The organism is Bacillus cereus group sp. N12 (genome assembly GCF_016483575.1).
GTDB classification, from domain to species: Bacteria; Bacillota; Bacilli; order Bacillales; family Bacillaceae_G; genus Bacillus_A; species Bacillus_A toyonensis.
This window is the reverse complement of the sequence record NZ_JAEHBO010000034.1, coordinates 1-21241: the sequence shown is the minus strand read 5'-3', so window position 1 is coordinate 21241 and position 21241 is coordinate 1. Positions and strand designations below refer to the sequence as shown.

Genomic DNA, 21241 nt, shown 5'->3' with positions numbered 1-21241 from the left:
TTTAAACAGCTGCATGAGCTGCGATTTCGGATAATATCGTTTGAAGCTTTTGATCTTCTACTTCAGTTAATCCTAATCTCGGATAACGAGAAGGTCCTCCAACTTGCCCGTGTAATTCCATTGACCGTTTAACAATTTGTACATATTTCCCTGATCCTTCAAGAAATTCACAAAGAGGTAAAATCGCATCGTTTATCTCCCATGCTTTTTCTAATTCACCATTTTGAAAATGCTCATACATTTTCGTAACGAGTCCTGGTACGATATTTCCTGCAACTGAAACCCATCCCGAGGCACCAACTAGATAAGACTCCATAACTAAATCTTCAGATCCGCAGAAAACTTGAAAAGCACCTTCGCCTTGTCTTACTAAATCTCTTGCTTTACGAATATCTCCACTAGACTCTTTAATATGTGTAACATTTTCACACTCTTTTCCAATTCGAAGCATTAACTCTGTACTCATATCAACACCAGAAGTAAATGGATTATTGTATAACATAATTGGTATATTTACAGCGTTTGAGATTTCTTTAAAATGAAAATAAATTTCCTCTTCCTTCGGTTTACAATAGTAAGAGTTTATAATTAATGCGCAATCCGCTCCGTGTGCTTCTGCATGTTTCGTATATTCAATCGTTTCTTTCGTCGTTTCTGCTGCAGTTCCAACAATGACTGGAATACGGCCATCGACTTCTTTTAATACTGTTTCTACCATGTTAAATCGTTCTTCTTTTGATAAACTAACAAACTCCCCTGTACTTCCATTAATAATAATTCCAGCTATCTTTTGCTCAATAAAGTAGTTTACGTTTTGTTTTACACCTTTCCAATCAATCTCTTGAAATTCATCCATTGGTGTTATTAATACTGGAAATGCCCCTTTAATTTTTTGCATATTTATCTCTCCCTTTAACATTTTATTTTAATAAAAAACCTGTTGGAAATGGATCAGTAGGGTCTAATAGAAACGTCTGCATCCCTGTAATAAAACCTCTACTCTCAAAACGGAAAATATATCCTAGTTCTTCTTTCTTCACTTTTTCTACTGTTATAAAGCTATTAAATATGCTTTCATTTTTAAAAGGTTTATCCGTTATATACTCATTATTAAATAACGCATGTACATAGGACACAATAGTAGAAACAAAGCCCGGAGAACGGACAATAAAGTTATCTTCATGAAATGTAATCGACTTTATATGTTTCTCTTCTGTTTGCGAAGAATCTACTAAAATAAGTCTTTTTATAAGCGACTGTTTTTGTATCGCTTGAAGTGTAGCTTCCCCCCATTTCTTTAATTCAGAAATATTTTTAATACCAATTTCTGGTGAATACGTATCCTTTTCTACAACTGCATATACTTTATCAGCCTGTATAAGAGAGTAACGTATATTACCAATCTTCAAATCTTTCTCAACCATATAACATAGTTTACTTTCAAACGACACCGATATCACTTCATCATCCACTACATAGGCATGGACTGAAAATATTCCAGATAGTGTTTCAATTTTGTATTGATTAGACTCTCTCTTTTTTAAATATCCACTTTCTAGTAACATCGTTATTACTGCGACAATACCTCCATAATGAAGAGGAATGGTTCCTTCATGATTAAAAAATAACACAGCTGCATCCACTTCCTTATGAATAGAAGGAACGACAATACATCCATTTAACCCAATAAAACCACGTGGTTCATTTAATAAAAGCTGCATTTCTTCTGCTAATTCGCCTGAAAATTGTTCATTTAAATGTTCTAAACTGTAGTAGTATTTGCATGGTACGTCCTTTATTACACGAAACGCTTCGCCAGCTACGTGCACATCTACTGCTGTATACATTTTTTGAATGTTCATTTTACATCCTCCGTTTCATGTTCCATCGGCGGAATTAGCAAAAAGCCTTCTTTCAGTGGATCCTTTTCATTGTAGAAAAATCTATGCATCCCCATAAGCCAAGCTGAGCCGGTAATCTTTGTTACTACCGCTTCAATATTTTCTACATATGTTGTATTCATGACACATCCTTTAAATAGTGAACCTACAATACTCTCATGAACAAATTCTTCATCGATGTCGATTTTTTTATGAGCGTATAATACAGCTAACTTCGCTGATGTTCCTGTACCACATGGAGATCGATCAATTCCTCCTGGCGGAACAACAACTGTATTTTTCACATGCGCACTTTTATGAGTAGGATCTGTATAAAATTCAACATGTGTTAATCCTTTTATAAACGAATACTCTGGATGAATAATTTCAAACTTCTCATTTATTGTGTTTCGAATATGAATCGCCTTATCAATAATTATGGATGCATTTTCTGGTACTAACTCTAAACCTACTGACTTCGCATCGATAATGGCATAAAAATTCCCTCCATACGCAATGTCAGCCTCTACAGTTCCAATTCCTTCGACTTGTACAGTAATATTTTTCAGTAAAAAAGCTGGTATGTTACAGAATGAAACTTCTTTCGCCTTTCCATTTTGAACAGTAATATCCACTTCAACTAAGCCGGCTGGTGTATCAAGCTTTAAAGAAGTAATCGGTTCAACTATTGGAATTAAACCTGATTCAATTAAAGCTGTACACACACCAATTGTATCGTGACCACACATCGGTAAATATCCACCTGTCTCTATGTATATAACGCCTATATCAGCTTCAGGATGACACGGATCTGTTAACAATGCTCCAGACATTACATCATGACCACGCGGCTCATTCATTAACAATTTGCGAATCCAGTCATATTCCTTTTTCATATGTAACATCTTCTCTGCCATCGTCTCTCCAATTAACTTAGGAAGTCCGCTAATTAATGTCCTCGTTGGATTCCCGCCCGTATGTGTATCAATCGTCGTAAAGACTTTTTGTGACCTCATCCGTTTAACACCCTTTCTGTAAAACGACTCAAACGAAGTGGTTCAATAGGAATAATTGTTTCTTTTTCATTTAATAACTCTTCAATCACTTTCCCAGTAACTGCCGCAAGACTAATTCCATCACCTTCATGTCCAGCTGCAATATAATAATTTGGAATATGATCCACTCGTGAAATAATTGGCAAATGATCTTCTGTCCACGGACGTAAGCCGGCATATGAACGAATCACCATCATATCTGCCATTTTCGGATAAAAACGAATTGCTCTGTTCGCAATGCATTTAATAACCTCGTTGTTAATTCTCGTATGAAATCCTACAAACTCTCGACTACTACCAATTAAAAAATTTTGGCTTTCTGTCGGTTCAAATACAAGAGCTACCCCGTATTTTTCAGTTAAAGCATCCACTTTTCGTTTTCCGCCAAATTTAGAAATTAAATAACCAAATTCCATTACTTTACGGCAACCTACATGTTGTTGCCTTGAGGCTACAATAATATGCCCTTTTCTCGGTTCGATTGGAATATTTACATCTAACATCTGCCCGATTTTAGGAGCCCACACACCGGCTGCGTTCACAATTTGCTTCGCAGTAAACGTCCCATTTGTCGTTTCTACAATAAAGGAGCCGTCTATATCTCTTTTCATTTCTTTTACTTCTGTATGATTAATCGCTTTCGCACCCATTTTTTTCGACTCTGCTAAAAGTGAAAATGCAAGGAGATATGGATTTACAGTAGAATCAGTTGCGCATTCTAAACCACCCAATAAATCATCCGCAAAAAATGGTGATTCCTCTCTTATATCTTGCCTATCAAGCATTCGAAACGGTAACCCAGCATCTTTTTGACGATTCACCCATTGCTGCGCTGCCTCCATCTCTTCGTCTGATTCACAGACTAGAATACTTCCTGGCGCCCTATATTCAAATGAGTGCTCCAACTCCTCACTTAAATCTGTTACTAATTTTTGACTTACTAATGACATTTGACTATCAAACCCTGGGTCTTTATCAATCGCCAAAATGTTTCCGTCACACCGTGAAGACGTCCCACTGACAAACTCACCTTTTTCAATGATTGTTACGTCTCTTCCGTATTTTGAAGTGTAATATGCAATAGAACATCCTATAATTCCACCACCTATTATTAAAACGTCACAGTGCCTCACAAAACACCCCTCCTTTCACTTACATCTCTCATTTTCTTTTATGCAATTGACGTGCCAACTCTACATATATACACTTTTTATAAATAATATTTTTATTTGTAAAAATATTTTAAATTTATCGTAAATAGGTGTATTATTTTTTTATCACTGTCTAAATTTTTATACATATCAGGAGGACGCTATGACATTTTCATTTCCAACAATCAAAGAGTTTATGAAAATTTTGTCTATCGATTGTACAAGTAGCATGAAACACATTAACAAAGTAGATGGGACATTTTATTACCTCCCTTCTACTACAGAAGAATATAGTTGCGGCTATATATATGAGGACGACTCGTTCACTACTTTAATTGATGCACTTTCACATGCATTAGCCGTTGTCATCATTAACAAAAACGAAGAGCCAATATGTTGTATAACGGCTCAGCAAATGATTCCGTTTCTTTATAAGTCTTACACTGAGCTACAATCTTTTTATAACACTGTAATTCAAACGACTGATTCTTCTGTTACAGTCATTGATGAAAAAGAATGTGTCCGTACGTGGACAGATGGTGCTGAAAAAATCTTTTCGGTTAATCATAATGAAATTATTGGACAACCAATTACTCGTTTTTTTGATTATAAAGACTTGGAAATCTTGCAATCATTGCATGACGGAAAAAGTATAATCGCTCAATTCCATCAGCCTCGTCCTGATTTGTTCGTATTAATAAATTCAAACCCCGTTTACTGTAACGATGAAATTATAGGAGCAGTCGTTTCAGAAACAGATGTGACAAATCAAGTTGTATTGAATGAAAAACTATTTAATATGTCACATGAAATGCACCGATTAGAGCAAGAAGTAGCAAAATATAAAGATACATCCGATCCTTTCCTCGCGATGAATGGAAAAAGCCCTGTTATACAAAGGACTATTCAATTAGCTAGAAAGGTCTGTTCAGTGAAATCAACCGTTTTAATACTCGGCGAAAGCGGTGTCGGAAAAGAAGTATTTGCGAAAGCAATACATGAAGCAAGTGAGGTAGCAAAGGCGCCTTTCATTTCAATTAACTGCGGCGCAATTCCAGAAGCTTTATTTGAAAGTGAATTATTCGGATATGAACGTGGGGCGTTTTCTGGAGCGAATAGTAAAGGAAAAAAAGGTAAAATAGAGCTCGCTCAAGGTGGTACTTTGTTCCTTGATGAAATAGGTGAAATGCCTCTCGATATGCAAGTGAAACTTTTACGTGTATTGCAAGAAAGAAAGTATTATCGAGTTGGTGGAGAGAAAGAAATAAATATTGATTTCCGTATTATCGCTGCTACAAATCGTGATTTACAAGAAGAAATGCGAAAAGGAACTTTCCGAGAAGATTTATACTATCGTTTAAATGTAGTTAGCTTACAGATTCCACCGCTGCGAGAAAGACGAGAAGATATTATTGAATTAACATACTCTTTCTTAAACGATTTTTCGATTAACTATAACAGACCTATTCGTGACTTACCTTCAAGCATTATGCATGAACTACTTCATTACGATTGGCCTGGTAATATTCGTGAACTTCGAAATGTAGTTGAGAGACTCGTCGTATTTGCGACAGACGGTATTATAAAACAAGAATATTTACCATTTCATACAAATGATACTATAGACAATCATACGTCTCATTCCCTATTACTCAGCAATAATCATACGATTCTTTCTTTACAAGAAGAGATGGATGAGCATGAGAAAAAAGTAATTGAAAGAGCTTTACACATTTTAAAGGGGAATAAATTAGAATGTGCGAAACAACTTGGGGTAACGCGAGCCACTTTATATAATCGTTTAAAAAAACTTGGGTTACAATAAAGTGAAGCATTAATCAGTGGTGGTTTTGTTCATCCCCACTTGATTATCAGCCCTCACCAATCAGGCTTTTACGGACAGTTGATCCCCCTCCTAACTTCTTTACTTTCGCTGGATTTTGCGGTGGGGTCTTACTGCCCGTTAATGCGGGATAATTCTTAACTCCTCTATATTGGCATAGTTTTTGCATTATAATTTGTGCAAACCGAACTAGAGGAGGAATACATATGACGAATAAAGAGAACTTAATTGTTTGTCGTTGTGAAGAGGTTACATACGGACAACTTCAATCGACAATTGCTGAATATAAATGCTCGGCAAGAGAATTAAAACTAAGAACACGTGCCGGTATGGGATTTTGCGGTGGCCGCACATGTAGAATGATGTTAGATCGAATGATTGAAAGTGCAAATCCTGACGTAACTCCTAATGAAATACCGTTAAAATATCAACCACCAATACGTGCTGTTACCTTTGGAGCGGTGGGTGATAATAAATGAGTAGAATTACACATCACCCTATTTTAGGTAGTTTACATAATAGTCAGCGCATCACTTTTCAATTTAACGGGCAACAATATGAAGCATATGAGCATGAAACAATTGCTGCTGCCCTGCTAGCAAATGGAATACGAACGCTACGCGTACATGAAGATAGCGGGAACCCGCGAGGTATTTATTGTAATATCGGTCATTGTTCAGAATGCCGTGTGACAGTAAATAATCAAACGAATGTACGCGCATGCTTAACAGTTGTAGAAAACGATATGATTGTTGAAAGCGGAAAACAGCATTCAAATATCGTGAGAGAGATGGTGAAAAAGCGATGATCGATGTAATTATTATTGGTGCAGGGCCGGCAGGATTATCAGCTTCCATCTCTTGTGCACGTTTTGGACTTAACGTACTTGTTATTGATGAATTTATGAAACCTGGCGGGAGATTGTTAGGACAGTTACATCAAGAGCCTACTGGAGAATGGTGGAACGGAATTAAAGAAGCAAAACGTCTTTACGAAGAAGCCGAATCACTGTCAGTCGATATTCGGTGCGGTGTTTCCGTCTATAATTTAGATAAAGATGATAGTTCTTGGTTCGTACATACAAATATCGGTACGTTAGAAGCTCCGTTCGTATTAATTGCTACTGGCGCTGCGGAGTATTCTATCCCCCTTCCTGGCTGGACACTTCCAGGAGTTATGTCAATTGGAGCGGCTCAAGTTATGACAAATGTTCATCGCGTGCAAGTCGGAAAAAAAGGAATCATTATTGGTGCTAACATTTTATCATTCGCCATTTTAAATGAATTGCAATTAGCTGGAATTAAAGTGGATCATATCGTACTTCCTGAAAAAAGTGAGTTAAGCCAAAAAGCTGGTGAACCAGAAGAAGTTTTGAACTCCCTTTTAAATGCAGCTCATCTCGCTCCTTCTGCTTTTTTGCGTATAGGTAGCCGTTTTATGAAATATGATTGGATTCGAAAAGCCAGCTTAAACTTCTATCCAAATAACGGAATGAAAATAAACGGGACACCACTTCATCTTCGGAAAGCTGCACTTGAAATTATTGGAACAGATCAAGTTGAAGGTGTTCGTGTTGCTACTATTGATTCTAAAGGAAACATTATGAATGGATCAGAGAAGATATATGAGGCAGATTTCGTTTGTATCGCTGGAGGTTTATATCCGCTTGCTGAGCTTGCTGCTGTAGCTGGATGCCCTTTCCATTACATCCCAGAATTAGGTGGACACGTCCCTCTTCATTCCGAAACAATGGAAACCTCTCTTCCAGGTTTATTTGTAGCCGGAAATATTACTGGGATTGAAAGTGGGAAAATCGCGATGGCGCAAGGGAGTGTCGCTGGATATTCAATCGTAAAACAAGCTAATATAAAATCAAATTCAGTTGAACAACACTTACAACAAGCAATCCAACATGTTCACACCGTACGCCATCATGCTGCGATTCAGTTTAATCCAATGATTGATGCTGGTAGACGAAAGATGAATGAAATTTGGCGTGATTATTCCACCACATATGCACATACTAAAAAGAGCTGCTGAGATTACTCTCAACAGCTCTTTTCACTACTCATCCGAGTTATTAAATTTCGCTAATGCATAAATGCCTTCTTCATCATCTAATTCAAGTTGTAATCTTGCTGCGAATGAATTGACATTGTATTCTCTGTCAAGTAATAAGCGTAGTGCCTCGATTAAGTTCGCTTGAATTAAAATTTGTTGACGACCATTTACCTCTACTTCAGCAGAGAAACCATACTCATCATCATACATTAGTTCAACTAATACTTCTTCTGGACCCACTTGTCTTTTTTCAGCGATATATACGCAAAGCGCATTTATAAGCTCTTGCTCAGAAATTTTTATTGTTTCCATGCTACTTCATCTGCCTTTTTCTTACGTTGATCTTTGAAGTATTTAAATGCACGAACTGCTAACATTACGATACCAGCCATTACTAACATATTTACCATAAACGCTAATACAGAACCAAGAGCTCCCATATTTGCAAATAAGCTACCCATTAGTAAACCACCAAGACCACCTAGTAATAAACCTTTCATAAAGCTTCCTTTATTACTTTTTGGCGCTGTGTTTGCTGCTTTTGTTTTTGAATCTGGATTCGTTTTTTGAGAATTCACGTTTGAGTCTTTTTTGTTTAAATCAACTTTTGACTTTTGACCTGAACTTGGTGTAAATGATTTTTTACCAGATTTGTAACTCTTCGCTGCTGCGTGATCTACAAACATGAAGCTACTAGCTCCAAAGATAACCATGAATGCTGTCATTACTGCTACAAGTTTTTTCAACATATTATATCCATTCTCCTTTTATATAGATATATGTGAAATCTATCTTTCTTGTAAATTTAGAATGATAGATTTGTTTTTAAGAACATTTTAAAGGTTCTTATGAACTTATTATATGAACTTTTGTCTAAATATGCAAGTATTATTTACTTCTTACAGTTTCATGACAAAGGAAAAATTAAGCAAAAACAGAATTGACTTTAAATGAAACAAAACATATTATAAGTTCATAAGAACTTTTTATTATTTTGGAGGTGAAAAGATGGAAACATTTCATCTCACACGAAACGAAATGGCAACCCTCCTTCTATCACTTAGAGGATGGAATACGAAAAAACCTCTCGGTATTTTACAAGAAGCTTGGGCAAAGTCGCATAAAAAAGATATTGAAAGCGGACAAAGCGTAACTGCTTTTATTACTACCGCACTTTCACCTATTTTCGAAAAACTAATTAAGATTGACGATACGGACGTTGGTTTTTCTTTAAATGAAATTGTTGCACTTGGTAATCAGATTGAAAACACAAGTTTCTCTGTAACTGCGATGCAAAACTGGGTGAAACGAGATATAAAAGAAATGATTGGCTCTCCTCAAAAAGGGAAAAAATATTCAATTGAACAAGCAGCCTTACTATTTATTGTCGAAGATTTAAAAACAGCACTTGATTTTGAATCCATTCGTAAGCTATTACGCCTTATTGTAAATGACCCAGCCGATCGAAGTGATGATTTAATCAATCCTGTTCATTTATATGTAGCATACTCTTCTCTATTTGAAGAACTCAATCAAGGGAATTGCTTACAATTAAATGCAACAGATACCGTTCATACAATTGAAAATATCGTAAAAGAAAAAGCTGATAAAATCGCAAGCAAGTTCGATCAAATTAATAACGAACAACGCGAAGCAATTCGTAACGCTATTATTATTGCGACCCTTTCTGTACATACCGCATATGTACAAATGTTAGCGAAACGTTACGTAACAGCAACGTTATTTTTACAAAACTTAGATGTGAAACCGTAAAAAACAAGCATCCCCCTGTCCTACGTATATGACAGGGGGATGCTTGTTTTCAATCAATATAAACTACACAAATCATTTTACATTTAAGTTTCGTTCTACAATAGCTCTTGATTATGTAAAAATCATTACTAACCTAACATTCAACAATGTTCATTTCTTTCTATTAAATTCCTATCAGATTTTCTCGATAAACTTAATTACTTCATTTTTATAATTATATTTATCATTAATTTCTTGTAATAATTCAATATCATGCGTATGAGTTTTTCCTGTCTCTAGCAGCTCACGGTATAAATCAATATAAGGAAGATTTTTATTAGTGGCATTTTTATATTCCTTTTCTACATCGTAAAAAACCTTTTTAAACCTCACATCAGTAATCCCTGCCTCATCAATTTCAAGAATTGCATACTGATCACGTAAGTCAGAGTTTAGCTTATTCCACTTGTAAAAAGGTTGTCCAACTGTTCCTGGGTTAATAATTAATTGATCATTGCTACTATAGCGCAACAATTGATGGTGGGTATGAGCGTAAATCGCAATATCATAATCACAATCAAATAACCGATCAAACTGTTCTTGATTATTAGTGGGCCATAAATCCCCTCCGTAATTTTTATTTTGTAGATTATGACTAATACTTATTGATAAATCATTAACCTGTTTTGTTATATGTAATGGTAAATTTTTAATATGATTAATATAGTTTTTATCCAAGTTTTCACATTGATACTGAACTAATCTAGAAACATAAATATCGGTTGCGTTATCAATATCAATGTTTTTATTAAGAACGTCAAGAAAGCTATCTTCCCAGTTTCCTTGTACATAAGTATCAACGTTAACACTATCTAACATTTCAAATAAATCATTCGATCCAGGACCAGGCATAATTAAATCTCCTAAAAACCAATAATCAGTCACACCTTCTTTCAAAGAATCTTCGATAACTGCTTTTAAAGCAGTTGCATTTCCATGTACATCTGCCAGTACAGCAATTTTATGTTTCATGTATTTCATCCCCCTAAATTAACATTATATTCCGAATTAACTGCGTGTATTTTTCTATATTGTTTCTTCTTTCTTAACTCTGTGCATATCATACACTTTCACTTGATTCTCTATATATGATTTTTCTTTTTTAAATCCAGCTTTCTCATAACAACGAATGGCCCTCTTATTATCTTCCCTAACTTGTAATACAACAGCTTCTATATCAGGATTTAAAAATGATTTACTAATAAAATACTTTGTAATCTCCGTTCCAAGCCCTTTTGAATATAAATTCGAAACACCAATGAGGATAGAGTATTCCATCACGTACGCATCTTCATATTTCTTCTTTTTTAATCCGACTCTCCCTATTACTTCATCTTCTACTACTATTACATGATAGCTCGCATAAGACCGCGACAATTTTTCAGTCCAATACTGCCGAAGCTCTTCAATTGTATATCGCTTAAATGATTTCACATCTGCTATATTATGTAACTCTTCATTGTTATACCATTCTAATATAATTGATAAATCATCTATTTGTAATAAACGTTCATGCCAATCCATATTTTCACCTCATCTACATTTCAAATTACTACACCTAATTAAAAAAAATACGCATATTCTTTTTTAGGCAATTTTACTATCTCTTGAATAAAATTCGATTTTTCTAAAATGTCATCTAGCTGCCCCTCACTATACACATAAATACCACCTACGTATGAACTGTAAGCCTTTTTCTCAGTTATTACCACTGCGGTGCTATTTTCCTTTTTATAATCGCCCTCTTTTCCTTTTTCAAATGACAAACTTTTAGTTGCTGAGAAATAAAGATAGATTAATGCTGCTATTTCTATGTCATCTGATTTTGCAAAGCACTTTATTTCATTTATAATCATTTCATCTTGTAATGGAAGAAAGTCCTCTATCTTCTTTCTTTTATAAAAGAAATTTTGTAGCTCAGGAGTATGGAACGAAAGATTTTTCTCCTTTATCTTTTGAAATATGGATTGCAACAATAAATCTTTCCCTACTACAAACGGATGGCCAAAGCCATTATTGTAAAGCCCTTCTTTCATTTTCATTAGTTGTTCAATGTATGGGATTCCTTGTTCTGCAATAACAAGTTTACCGTTAATAAAACGCATACTAGCAATCAATCCTTCTATTCGTAAGCACTCGAATTCAAGCGAGGAATAATATAAATCTCTATTCCAAAAATCTAATTGATCCATTCCTAATGAATTAAATAATAGTTCATCTATAATTGGAAAAACTCCATCTTCTGTTAAAGCTTTCGTTACATCATCTAATAATCCAGGAGTTTGGTTTAAAATCGCGTGTATTTTTTCATCCTCCTGAATGATTCGTATCGTCCACTCACCATGATCTTCACCTGATATTTGCTGAAAACAATGTGAATACGGACCATGTCCAACATCATGTAGAAGAGCTACAGTAGATACTAGCTTTCGTTCATATTTCGATAAATGTATATCACCAATCTCAGTAAGGTGTTCGATCACTTTATTTACTAGTACATATACACCTATCGAATGTTCTTCCCTCGTATGTATTGCGTTCTCATGTAAAAAATAAGTATGTCCTTGTTGTTTAATATATGCCAACCTTTGAAATGCTTTTGTATCTATCAATTGAAGGATATCTCTATCATGAATAGAGATTAGACCATAAATCGGATCTGCAACACGCATACATTCTCCTCCTATTTTGTAAATTAAAGCCTATATAATTATACTTAATCTTCAGTCTTTTTTCATTAATATATGAGAAATTTTTAATGAACTTTTCATTATTTCTTCATGAAAACGCAATTTATATCCTTTACTATAATACTTATACGAGACATAAAAGAATTGAAATAGCAATCCCCTATATAAATAAGGTATAATCTACACATAGTGAACCTTTTATGTAATTAAGTAAAAGGGCGTATATTCAAAAATCCATACATTAGAAGGTGCAACAATGTTAAGTAGTTTTATTCACTCAGTATTAACGTTTTTTGAAGGATTAGGTTATTGGGGCATTATGCTTGGACTAATGATCGAGATTATTCCAAGTGAAATTGTTCTCGCTTATGCAGGATACTTAGTATTCAATGGTAGCATCTCATTTATTGGTGCAGTTGTATTTGGTACCATTGGCGGCGTTATTGCTCAAATCTTTATTTATTGGATTGGACGATACGGTGGACGCCCTATATTAGAACGTTATGGAAAATATATTTTCATTCATAAAAAACAAATCGATGCTGCCGAAGATTGGTTTAATCGTTACGGAACTGGCGTAATTTTCACAGCTCGCTTCATTCCGGTAGTGCGTCATGCGATTTCAATCCCTGCTGGTATTACAAAAATGCCATTACTACGTTTCACTACATTAACGGCACTTGCAATCATCCCTTGGTCTATTATTTTTATTTATTTAGGTGAAAAACTAGGTGAAAACTGGGAGAATATTAATGATATTGCTGGACCGTATGTGAAATCGTTCGCTATCGGTGGCGTCGTACTTATTCTTTTATATTTCGTAATAAAAAAGTGGACAAAAAAACGTAAAAAACTTGCTTAAGATAATAAGAAAGCCGCTAAAAATTCATTCAGAATTATAGCGGTTTTTATTATAGGCTTGATTATGTATTAAAAATTGTATTATTTCCTCTTTATGCTTCAAGTCTGCCATTTATAACCCACTCCTAATAACACCTTCTAGAAATTGTATGAAAAGCCCCCATATTTACATGGATAAGCAACAATTTAGGCATTCCTTTCGTATATTATCCCAAAAAGGAGTGATTTCCCCAATGCACTGGCAACAAAAAATACCATACTTAATTGGACGCCCTATCGGCATTTCCTTCATGAATGGGCAAGGAACTGCTGGGGTATTATGTTCAGCACATGATGGCCAATTATATGTGTATGAATACCTTTACCAATCTCAGTTCGCGATGAAACATTATGATTTCAGACAAATTCAAGATATACACGCATTTCCGAATTGCCCACATCAAAATCCTCTTTATTAAAAAACAGGAACAGCTCATAGCCGTTCCTGTTTCTAAGTTGTTATTTCTCAGAGTAAAACTTCTGCACAGCTTCATCAAAATAGATCCAGCCTTTCCAGCCTAGATGAATCGTATCTTTTAAGAAATACTTATCATATTCATGGCTAGAGAAATCGACTACTGGATACCCTGCTTTCTCAACTTGCTCTCTAACCTTTGTATAATACACTTCACGGCGTTCTTTCGGGAAACCAGCGTAATCATACCAAGGTCCATTTACAGGTACAGAGATAAAGAGTGGCTTAACATTTTTTTCTTTGAAAAGATCTAAAACAATTTGTAAGTCATCATATTCTGGTGATTCATCATACGATTCATTTGCTCTAAAATTTTTTAGGCCTTTTAATTTTTTCTTTAAATTATGTTTATAGTAATACGGGTTTTCAATTCCAAATGTATTTGTAGTAGACTCCGCTTGCCCTTCTTGTTCCGCATGTTTACGTGCATTCTCCCAAGAAATTGAACGTAGTCCCATATTTGTTTTCTCTTTCATCGGTTCAATCTTAAATAAAGAATTAAATAAATCTCTATGATCTAAAATGTTTCGGTACATATAAGCAAGTGGTTTGGCTAGACCTGCTTTTATGTTATGTTTCGTATCATTATAAACAATACCTTCTAATGAATTTTTTAATATATCATCTTTTTGAACAACTTTATAATCTAATAGTCGTTTCGCGATCTGCTTCTTCATTTCAGGTTTAATGTCATCATTAAAAATAAAATGATATGCTTGTTGTTTGGAGAAATTATTAGTAAAATCTCCTTGTGATACACCCGTTTTTGTAAACCATTGTGGCGAAAGAACAAAAACGACTTTTTTACCTTCCAAATCATCCATTGTAGACGTCATATTTAAAATATGAGCTAAACTTTGCGTACCGCCAGTTCCAATTAAAAATGGTGTAAAACCTGCTGGATTTACTTTGAAATAGTTAGATGGATGGTATGCATCCATTCGTAAAAATTCAGATGAACCGTACATCGGTAAATACTGCGAATTCTCTAACATTTTCTGTTGTAAGAAAACACTTTGTAGTTTTTCTTTTTGTAAGGACGTTGCCGCATCTTCTATCTTTTTATCACTAATTAGCGATACTAAACTTTTAGACGGAATAAGCAATACAATGAAAAAAAGTACACAGGCTAAAATAATTGGTCCGAAAGCATGCTTCATCTTCATTAAATATTCCTCATTCCATTACTATTAAATTGTAACCCTTGTTTTTGACACGTCATCTTTTCTCTCCTTTTTCTCTATACATGTTCCATTCTATTTATCTATTATATACATGTATGTATTTCCTTCCTTGTTCTATTAAGTCCTATACAAATAGCGCAAGCAAATGTTTCCATAGAAACACGTTAATTATACAAGATTCTACATAAATTTCACACTGGAATTTTAGTAATAATTTTATTTTTAAACGTCGAAAAAACAAATGAAATGTCTATAATTCATCCGATTATGTATTACATAAAAAAAAACAGACCACCACATACGTGAAGTCTGTTTCTCCATCACTTTATTTTTGTACATCTGCCCATTTTAAGCTTGTAGCTGGACCGAATTGATGCACATATAAGTCTTTCACATATGGTTTTTGTAAGTAAGATAGACCGCGCTGGAATACCGGTGCAATTACTGCATCATCCAGAAGCATTTTTTCAGTATCTTGCAGTGCTTTCCAACGTGCTTTTTCATCGTTACCTAATTCAGTTTTAATCTTCTTAATTAACGCATCATATTCTGGATTTGCATACCCTGTATTATTTACAGTACTTCCTGAAAGGAATACTTCTAAATAAGTCATTGGATCTGGATAATCAGGTAACCAGCGTGATAACGACATTTCATATTCTTTTTTCTTCTCTAACGCTAGTTTTTGCGTATGTGGTTGTAATTTCACATTTACTTTAAGCCCAGGTAAGTTTTTCTCAAGCTGTTCTTTAATATATTCGCCTACTTTTTTAAAGTTTTCTAAGTCATAGTTTAATAACTCAAGCGTTACTTCATTCGTTCCTGTTTCTTGCTTTGCCTTTTCCCAATATTCTTTTGCCAGTTTTACGTCTGTCTTATTAAATTCGCCTGCTGTACTTCTAAAGTCTTTCTTGTCTGGACCTTTTAAAAAACCTTTTGGTACATAGTAATTTGCAGCAACAGAACCATCATTTAAAAATGAAGTCGCAAGGCCCTTCTTATCAAACACTGTACTTAGTGCCAGACGCGCATTTTTATTTTTAAGAATCGGTACATTTTCATTGAAACGGAAGAAATACATGACTGGATCTGTATATTGTTTCAGTTCCTTATTCGTTTTATATTTATCTACAAATTCTGTAGAAATGACCGCTCTATCAACCTTATTTGTTTCATATAAATTTACCGCAGTCGAAATTTCTTTAACAATTTGATAGTTTACTTCATCTAGCTTCACTTCTTGTTTATCCCAATACTTATCATTTTTCTTCATTGTAAAGCTAGCTTCATGTTTCCATTCTGATAATGTAAACGGTCCATTATATACCGTTTTATTTGCTTCTAATCCGTATTTATCACCTTGCTCTTTCGCATATTTTTCATTAATCGGATAGAAAGATGGCAAAATGAGTAGTTTCGTAAAATACGGTACAGGATGTTCCAGCTCTACGACAAATGTTTTATCATCCTTTGCTTTTACTCCTAATTCATCTAATCCTAGTTGTTTCTTATTTATTTTCTCCGCATTTTTCACATCATACGCAATATATGCATATTGAGAAGCTGTATCTGGATTAATAAGCTGCTTCCAAGCATATACGTAATCGTGAGCCGTTACTGGATCTCCGTTAGACCATTTCGCATCACGTAAATGAAATGTATAAGTCTTTCCATCCTTACTAACCTCATATTTTTGCGCTCCGGCTTCAATTACTTCATCATTTTTCGATAATCGGAATAGCCCTTCCATTACGTTATTCAAAACGTTAAATGATACCGCATCTGTTACTTTCCCTGAATGTAATGATGGAATTTCACCCGTTTCTAGTAGCTGCAATACTTTTTTCTCATCTTTCGACTTTGTAGCTGTTTTTTCTTTTGCGCAACCAACTAAAAATGAAGCAACTAATAGAGTACTAACTAACGAGTAGCGAACTACCTTTTTCATTTCCAAACCCCCTCTATTTTTTACGGTAAGTAACGGCGAGCACCCGCGTATTCTTCTATATATCCTGGTGTATTTAACGGGATTATTTCAACTGATCTTTCAGCTCTTGGTGAGTGAATCATATTACCATCACCAATATACATCCCAACGTGATGGACACTACCTTTCCCTTGATCATGCGCAAAGAAGATTAAGTCTCCTTTTTGTAAGTTTTCTTTATTAACGGCAACCCCCGCTCTTGATTGCGGTCCAGAATCGCGCGGTATTGTAATACCGTGCGATTTATAAATCGTGTGTGTGAATCCAGAGCAATCAAATCCAAACCCACTTGTACCAGCCCATATATATGGTAAACCTAAAAACATTTTCCCTGTGTTGATTAAATCATCGGCTGTCGGTGTTGGAATATCATCTTGAGAACGGTAAACCGCTCCATCATTTTTTCGTAGCCATGCTTTCTGTCCATTTGGCAACAATACGCGGTATGAAATGGTATCTTCACTTAGTAGCGGCAGTCGCGTATTATAGCTAACTTCAAGTGCTTTTTGTTTTTCAGAAGGATTTATATATAAAATTGCGGTCGGTTTCGTTACTAATACGAACGGTTCGTTTGTTTTATCTGCAAACTCTTGATTATACGTTAATTGTTTTTCCGGCATCCATCCCGGATAACCTTCTTCATTTCGCGGTGTCGGCTGTCCGTGTACTAACACTTTTACCCAGTCACCTTTCTTATCAACAACCGTTACTTCTTGACCGAGTAGTGCTTGCGTTTCTAATTTATTTACATTTGTTAACCATAGTTTTTCATCAAGCGTCATTGATTTCGTCCACTTCCATAAATCAACTGGATTTGTTGCACTCGGTGCATCAATTGGCCGTAACGAATCAGGTGCAGTCCATAACGTTGCGGCAGATACATCTATAAACGCTTTGCTATCTTTCTTCTCTTCAGCATTTGCCGATGTAAACGATGAAAATATAAATAAAGTTGTTAATAATGCAGTTCCTACTTTTTTCATATATATCCTCCTTAAAAGATAAGTTACTAGTCATTTTTTCTAAGATTACATATTCACTTTAGAATGAAGGTTTACCTTTGAGCCGGAGTAAGTCATTCCTTCCGGTTCTTCCATTAACCATAGCGGTGCATCAAGATCGAAATAATAAATATTTGGATGTGCAGCAGCTAAGTGTGCTACAGCACTAACGGAAAGTGAAGATTCCATCATGCTGCCAACCATACATTTCACACCTGCCGCTTCTGCAATATCTGCAATACGCCACGCTTCACGTATACCACCGCATTTCATTAATTTAATATTGATTAAGTCCGCATAGCTTCCTTGCACGAGTTTTAATGCGTCACTTGCTGAAAATATACTTTCATCAGCCATAATAGGCGTTTGTACATTTTCTTTTACGTACTTTAATCCATCCAAATCTTTCGCGTGAACTGGTTGTTCAATGAATTCTATATTTAAATTACGATTTTCCATCTCTTTAACAATAGAAACCGCTTCTTTTGGATTCCATCCTTGGTTTGCATCTAATCGTAACGTTGTATTTTTTGGTACGCTATTTCGAATCGCCTCAATACGCTCTAAATCTAAATGCACAGATTTACCAACTTTAATTTTTAAAGTTTGAAATCCTTTTTCTACATGTTGCTTTGCCTCTTTTGCCATAATAATAGGATCATCTACACTTACTGTAATATCTGTATAGATTTCTTTCTTACCGCCTAATAATGCGTAAAGTGGAACGTTTTGATATTGGCAATACACATCATATAAAGCGATATCAACCGCTGCTTTCGCACTTGTATTTCCTATACAACTCATTTGGATATGCTGTAATAACTGCTGAAATTGAATTATATCTTGACCAATTAAACATGAACGCAGCGGCCCTAATATAGCTTCCTCAATCCCACTAGCGAAATCTCCCGTAATAACCGGTGTTGCGGCCGCAGCTCCTTTTCCAACAATTCCTTCATCTGTATGAATAAACACATCGATACTTTCAATTTCAGTTACGGTACGAAGTGCGGTTTTAAATGGAGTATGAAGCTTTACACAACGACGCTTCACCTTTATATCCGTAATTTTCATTTCGCTCATCCTTTCGTTGTCCAATAAAAAAATCCAGCCGCAAGAACTTCCTTACGGCTGGATTTTGTCTATGATTTAGTAGACAAAGCAGCAATCTGATTATATTTTTTTTGCGCATCTTTTAGCGCTACTAATAATGCCTTTTGAGATGAACCGAAATAACGATCTTTTATTTCTGTTACTAGCGCTGGATCATTAATATTTTTATGTAGAAATAAATATTTAACGAATTGAGATGTTAATGCAATTGTCGCTGAGCAATCTGCATCTACAATTTCCCCTGTCTCCTTCACAAGTACAAAAGCTACAAAATAGCTTTTAAACTTTTCCGTAATGGGATTATTTTGAGGCGCTTTCGCATCCCCTACGACATAAATTGTATTTGAAGCATACACAGCTATCTTCCTTTCTTATACAAGGATAACGGGTTTCTTAATAGTCGTACAAGCGATAAACTCAACGTTCATTAAAAAATGTATCCGCTTATGAATATTATATAAAATTATCAGAATTTTAACAACATTTATCTTTACACATATTCCATAATTATGGATAATTGTGAATTCCATTGATGTAATGGCTTCAACTGTACATCTTACATTATGTTAGAACTCCTTGTACCATGCAAAAATTTAGCTTTTCTGTTTTCGTACTTCATTTACAAATAAAAAACAGTTAGCCAACGCTAACTGTTTCATTACTTTGGTAATACGAAAATCGTTTCATTTGACTTAGAAAATTGGTACTCTTTTCTCGCAAACTTCAAAATTTCCTCTTCATTATCCGTTAAATTCTCAATGTTAGTCTTTAGAAACGATTGATCCTTCTTTAATGTAACTAATTGTTTCTTTTGATTTGTAATCGTATCTTTTTTATTCATTATTATCTCTTGCTGTTTCGTTAAAATATATTGAACATATAAAGTAGTCACTGCAATAAAAAGAACCATTAAAATAAGTCGTCTTAACTTCTTTTTATTTATAGTACGATTGTCACTAGGTTGTGATAGTTGCTCTGGTATATTAGGAACATTTACTCTTTTGAGTTTCCTCATTTCAAGTCCCCCTAACCCATATTTTTCACTACCATAGGCACGTTTTCTTACTAAACTAAATTCTATTCTTATAAAATAAGTTCCTTCACAAAAATATCTCACAAATTAACCAATTAAAGATAGCATTCGACGACATTTCCATATTTACATCGAGATTTTTTATGTATGCTGCAATAAAATAGTAGTTTATGTTATTCTTTTTCTACTATTGTAGAAGAGTTTTTTTACTTAGCACTTTACTTTATCTCCTCAACATAAGGATTCGCATATAAATCAATATCAAAATCAGCTTTAATACTGTTAGCAAAATCAATTACTGGATTATCTAAATGAAAAGCTGGTGTATGACTATCATTTATTTTAATTACAATAGTGAATCTACATTCTAATCCAAATTCTCTTTTTAGTTCATTAATAATGGCTGACTTATCTTTTAGTTTTAGAATTAATTGCTCCATTACATCTCCTACATCTAATGATTCCTGATATCCTGTACTTAGTTGCCAAGATGTATAGTTTCTTGTTATGTTTTCAGTTTCGTTTGTTTTTCTAATTATGTCCCCTTTTTTATAACTTTTAGTTGGGCTTACTTGCAATCTTTCAGAAACAACCTCTACTGGAAATTCATCTCCAGACAGATTGAAATAAACCATTACTTGCGTTTCATCCATTAATCTCACACCTTTATTAAAAATAAATTATTATTTAATTCAATCGTTCCATTTTACTACAGACTACAAGTTGAATTTTATGCCAACCTATAACTACTTTTAATATTAATATGAATCATTCTACAATTACATCTTTTTATCAATATATGATGTTCTTATTTTTATAAAGTAATACTTTAATCAATGTGGGTTATGTTCATCCCCACTGATTATCAGCCCTCACCAATCGGTCCAGCCCCACTCCCACCTAACTTCTTTGCCCCAGCCGAGTTTTGAGGTGGGAGTTTTACTTCCCGGCAAATAGCGGGATAAACTCTATTACTAACGGCGCATTACTTCTCCATTTAAATTGTTTACATAATACCTGTCTCTTATACACATCTGACGCTGCCGACGAAGCTAG

General features: G+C 34.6%; 23 protein-coding genes. 7 read left to right on the top strand and 16 right to left on the bottom strand.

Annotated elements, in window-relative coordinates:
- Position 1: 1 nt before the first annotated feature.
- The 4 genes from dapA to JDS92_RS16480 are packed head-to-tail and all read right to left on the bottom strand — an operon-like array spanning position 2 to position 4068.
- Positions 2-898, bottom strand: a complete 897-nt coding sequence (gene dapA, locus JDS92_RS16495) for a 4-hydroxy-tetrahydrodipicolinate synthase (RefSeq protein WP_098711346.1) — start codon at positions 896-898, stop codon at positions 2-4.
- A gap of 22 nt (positions 899-920) precedes the next feature.
- Entirely contained in the window at positions 921-1862 is a 942-nt protein-coding gene (locus JDS92_RS16490; protein ID WP_087969898.1) for a proline racemase family protein, read from the bottom strand.
- Positions 1859-2896 (bottom strand): proline racemase family protein, encoded by a 1038-nt coding sequence (locus JDS92_RS16485; protein ID WP_016108577.1) that lies wholly within the window; start codon positions 2894-2896, stop codon positions 1859-1861. Before JDS92_RS16485 ends, JDS92_RS16490 begins: the two co-directional genes overlap by 4 nt.
- A complete protein-coding gene (locus JDS92_RS16480; protein ID WP_001215237.1) occupies positions 2893-4068 on the bottom strand; it encodes an NAD(P)/FAD-dependent oxidoreductase in 1176 nt (391 codons plus the stop codon). Before JDS92_RS16480 ends, JDS92_RS16485 begins: the two co-directional genes overlap by 4 nt.
- Positions 4069-4249: 181 nt before the next feature.
- Between JDS92_RS16480 and JDS92_RS16475 the strand changes: the two genes are divergently transcribed.
- From JDS92_RS16475 to JDS92_RS16460, 4 genes are all read left to right on the top strand, one after another.
- Positions 4250-5911 carry a sigma-54 interaction domain-containing protein gene (locus JDS92_RS16475; protein ID WP_199632168.1) on the top strand — a complete coding sequence of 554 codons (1662 nt, stop codon included), beginning with the start codon at positions 4250-4252 and terminating at the stop codon, positions 5909-5911.
- A 224-nt stretch (positions 5912-6135) separates the two neighbouring features.
- Positions 6136-6408, top strand: a complete 273-nt coding sequence (locus JDS92_RS16470; protein ID WP_000182286.1) for a (2Fe-2S)-binding protein — start codon at positions 6136-6138, stop codon at positions 6406-6408.
- Positions 6405-6737: a (2Fe-2S)-binding protein gene (locus JDS92_RS16465; protein ID WP_199632167.1), complete on the top strand. Its 333-nt coding sequence runs from the start codon at positions 6405-6407 to the stop codon at positions 6735-6737. Before JDS92_RS16470 ends, JDS92_RS16465 begins: the two co-directional genes overlap by 4 nt.
- Positions 6734-7969 carry an NAD(P)/FAD-dependent oxidoreductase gene (locus tag JDS92_RS16460; protein ID WP_000567616.1) on the top strand — a complete coding sequence of 412 codons (1236 nt, stop codon included), beginning with the start codon at positions 6734-6736 and terminating at the stop codon, positions 7967-7969. Before JDS92_RS16465 ends, JDS92_RS16460 begins: the two co-directional genes overlap by 4 nt.
- A 24-nt stretch (positions 7970-7993) precedes the next feature.
- Here JDS92_RS16460 and JDS92_RS16455 read toward each other — a convergent pair whose 3' ends face one another.
- The gene (locus JDS92_RS16455) at positions 7994-8302 is read right to left on the bottom strand and encodes a YxcD family protein (protein WP_000447764.1); all 309 of its coding nucleotides are present in this window, start codon (positions 8300-8302) and stop codon (positions 7994-7996) included.
- Positions 8290-8739 carry a hypothetical protein gene (locus JDS92_RS16450; protein ID WP_000914475.1) on the bottom strand — a complete coding sequence of 150 codons (450 nt, stop codon included), beginning with the start codon at positions 8737-8739 and terminating at the stop codon, positions 8290-8292. Before JDS92_RS16450 ends, JDS92_RS16455 begins: the two co-directional genes overlap by 13 nt.
- 259 nt (positions 8740-8998) lie before the next feature.
- On the opposite strand from JDS92_RS16450, the gene JDS92_RS16445 reads away from it, so the two are divergent.
- Entirely contained in the window at positions 8999-9763 is a 765-nt protein-coding gene (locus JDS92_RS16445) for a DUF1836 domain-containing protein (RefSeq protein ID WP_000447231.1), read from the top strand.
- A 174-nt stretch (positions 9764-9937) separates the two neighbouring features.
- Here the strand turns inward: JDS92_RS16445 and JDS92_RS16440 are convergent, their stop codons facing one another.
- From JDS92_RS16440 to JDS92_RS16430, 3 genes are read right to left on the bottom strand one after another with little or no spacing between them, the layout of a single operon-like run.
- Positions 9938-10774, bottom strand: coding sequence for a metallophosphoesterase family protein (locus JDS92_RS16440; RefSeq protein ID WP_199632166.1), 837 nt, complete (start codon positions 10772-10774; stop codon positions 9938-9940).
- Positions 10775-10828: 54 nt separating this feature from the next.
- A complete protein-coding gene (locus JDS92_RS16435) occupies positions 10829-11326 on the bottom strand; it encodes a GNAT family N-acetyltransferase (RefSeq protein ID WP_199632165.1) in 498 nt (165 codons plus the stop codon).
- Between the two features lie 38 nt (positions 11327-11364).
- Positions 11365-12474 (bottom strand): HD domain-containing protein, encoded by a 1110-nt coding sequence (locus JDS92_RS16430; protein ID WP_199632164.1) that lies wholly within the window; start codon positions 12472-12474, stop codon positions 11365-11367.
- Positions 12475-12748: 274 nt separating this feature from the next.
- Between JDS92_RS16430 and uptA the strand changes: the two genes are divergently transcribed.
- Positions 12749-13354: an undecaprenyl phosphate transporter UptA gene (gene uptA, locus JDS92_RS16425; protein ID WP_000952907.1), complete on the top strand. Its 606-nt coding sequence runs from the start codon at positions 12749-12751 to the stop codon at positions 13352-13354.
- 232 nt (positions 13355-13586) lie between these two features.
- Entirely contained in the window at positions 13587-13811 is a 225-nt protein-coding gene (locus tag JDS92_RS16420) for a hypothetical protein (protein ID WP_199632163.1), read from the top strand.
- 40 nt (positions 13812-13851) lie between these two features.
- Here the strand turns inward: JDS92_RS16420 and dltD are convergent, their stop codons facing one another.
- From dltD to JDS92_RS16385, 7 genes are all read right to left on the bottom strand, one after another.
- Positions 13852-15033 (bottom strand): D-alanyl-lipoteichoic acid biosynthesis protein DltD, encoded by a 1182-nt coding sequence (gene dltD, locus JDS92_RS16415; RefSeq protein ID WP_000782332.1) that lies wholly within the window; start codon positions 15031-15033, stop codon positions 13852-13854.
- Between the two features lie 343 nt (positions 15034-15376).
- Entirely contained in the window at positions 15377-16999 is a 1623-nt protein-coding gene (locus JDS92_RS16410; RefSeq protein WP_087969907.1) for a peptide ABC transporter substrate-binding protein, read from the bottom strand.
- A 20-nt stretch (positions 17000-17019) separates the two neighbouring features.
- Positions 17020-18021: a C40 family peptidase gene (locus JDS92_RS16405; protein WP_199632162.1), complete on the bottom strand. Its 1002-nt coding sequence runs from the start codon at positions 18019-18021 to the stop codon at positions 17020-17022.
- Between the two features lie 45 nt (positions 18022-18066).
- Positions 18067-19113, bottom strand: coding sequence for a dipeptide epimerase (locus JDS92_RS16400; protein ID WP_000704543.1), 1047 nt, complete (start codon positions 19111-19113; stop codon positions 18067-18069).
- A 68-nt stretch (positions 19114-19181) separates the two neighbouring features.
- Complete coding sequence (locus JDS92_RS16395; protein WP_087969909.1) at positions 19182-19508, bottom strand: DUF3870 domain-containing protein; 327 nt, start codon at positions 19506-19508, stop codon at positions 19182-19184.
- A 302-nt stretch (positions 19509-19810) separates the two neighbouring features.
- Positions 19811-20167 (bottom strand): FtsB family cell division protein, encoded by a 357-nt coding sequence (locus tag JDS92_RS16390; protein ID WP_087969910.1) that lies wholly within the window; start codon positions 20165-20167, stop codon positions 19811-19813.
- A 236-nt stretch (positions 20168-20403) separates the two neighbouring features.
- A complete protein-coding gene (locus JDS92_RS16385; RefSeq protein WP_000344619.1) occupies positions 20404-20838 on the bottom strand; it encodes a DUF4279 domain-containing protein in 435 nt (144 codons plus the stop codon).
- Positions 20839-21241: the final 403 nt, after the last annotated feature.

Excerpts from the sequence above, each read along its gene's own strand:
- dltD (WP_000782332.1), bottom strand. The coding sequence starts at position 15,033 with ATGAAGATGAAGCATGCTTTCGGACCAATTATTTTAGCCTGTGTACTT.
- JDS92_RS16385 (WP_000344619.1), bottom strand. The coding sequence starts at position 20,838 with ATGGATGAAACGCAAGTAATGGTTTATTTCAATCTGTCTGGAGATGAA.
- dapA (WP_098711346.1), bottom strand. The coding sequence starts at position 898 with ATGCAAAAAATTAAAGGGGCATTTCCAGTATTAATAACACCAATGGAT.
- JDS92_RS16405 (WP_199632162.1), bottom strand. The coding sequence starts at position 18,021 with ATGAAAAAAGTAGGAACTGCATTATTAACAACTTTATTTATATTTTCA.
- JDS92_RS16390 (WP_087969910.1), bottom strand. The coding sequence starts at position 20,167 with ATGAGGAAACTCAAAAGAGTAAATGTTCCTAATATACCAGAGCAACTA.
- JDS92_RS16410 (WP_087969907.1), bottom strand. The coding sequence starts at position 16,999 with ATGAAAAAGGTAGTTCGCTACTCGTTAGTTAGTACTCTATTAGTTGCT.
- JDS92_RS16465 (WP_199632167.1), top strand. The coding sequence starts at position 6,405 with ATGAGTAGAATTACACATCACCCTATTTTAGGTAGTTTACATAATAGT.
- JDS92_RS16470 (WP_000182286.1), top strand. The coding sequence starts at position 6,136 with ATGACGAATAAAGAGAACTTAATTGTTTGTCGTTGTGAAGAGGTTACA.
- JDS92_RS16445 (WP_000447231.1), top strand. The coding sequence starts at position 8,999 with ATGGAAACATTTCATCTCACACGAAACGAAATGGCAACCCTCCTTCTA.
- JDS92_RS16440 (WP_199632166.1), bottom strand. The coding sequence starts at position 10,774 with ATGAAACATAAAATTGCTGTACTGGCAGATGTACATGGAAATGCAACT.
- JDS92_RS16455 (WP_000447764.1), bottom strand. The coding sequence starts at position 8,302 with ATGGAAACAATAAAAATTTCTGAGCAAGAGCTTATAAATGCGCTTTGC.
- JDS92_RS16450 (WP_000914475.1), bottom strand. The coding sequence starts at position 8,739 with ATGTTGAAAAAACTTGTAGCAGTAATGACAGCATTCATGGTTATCTTT.
- uptA (WP_000952907.1), top strand. The coding sequence starts at position 12,749 with ATGTTAAGTAGTTTTATTCACTCAGTATTAACGTTTTTTGAAGGATTA.
- JDS92_RS16435 (WP_199632165.1), bottom strand. The coding sequence starts at position 11,326 with ATGGATTGGCATGAACGTTTATTACAAATAGATGATTTATCAATTATA.
- JDS92_RS16460 (WP_000567616.1), top strand. The coding sequence starts at position 6,734 with ATGATCGATGTAATTATTATTGGTGCAGGGCCGGCAGGATTATCAGCT.
- JDS92_RS16475 (WP_199632168.1), top strand. The coding sequence starts at position 4,250 with ATGACATTTTCATTTCCAACAATCAAAGAGTTTATGAAAATTTTGTCT.
- JDS92_RS16490 (WP_087969898.1), bottom strand. The coding sequence starts at position 1,862 with ATGAACATTCAAAAAATGTATACAGCAGTAGATGTGCACGTAGCTGGC.
- JDS92_RS16485 (WP_016108577.1), bottom strand. The coding sequence starts at position 2,896 with ATGAGGTCACAAAAAGTCTTTACGACGATTGATACACATACGGGCGGG.
- JDS92_RS16420 (WP_199632163.1), top strand. The coding sequence starts at position 13,587 with ATGCACTGGCAACAAAAAATACCATACTTAATTGGACGCCCTATCGGC.
- JDS92_RS16430 (WP_199632164.1), bottom strand. The coding sequence starts at position 12,474 with ATGCGTGTTGCAGATCCGATTTATGGTCTAATCTCTATTCATGATAGA.
- JDS92_RS16400 (WP_000704543.1), bottom strand. The coding sequence starts at position 19,113 with ATGAAAATTACGGATATAAAGGTGAAGCGTCGTTGTGTAAAGCTTCAT.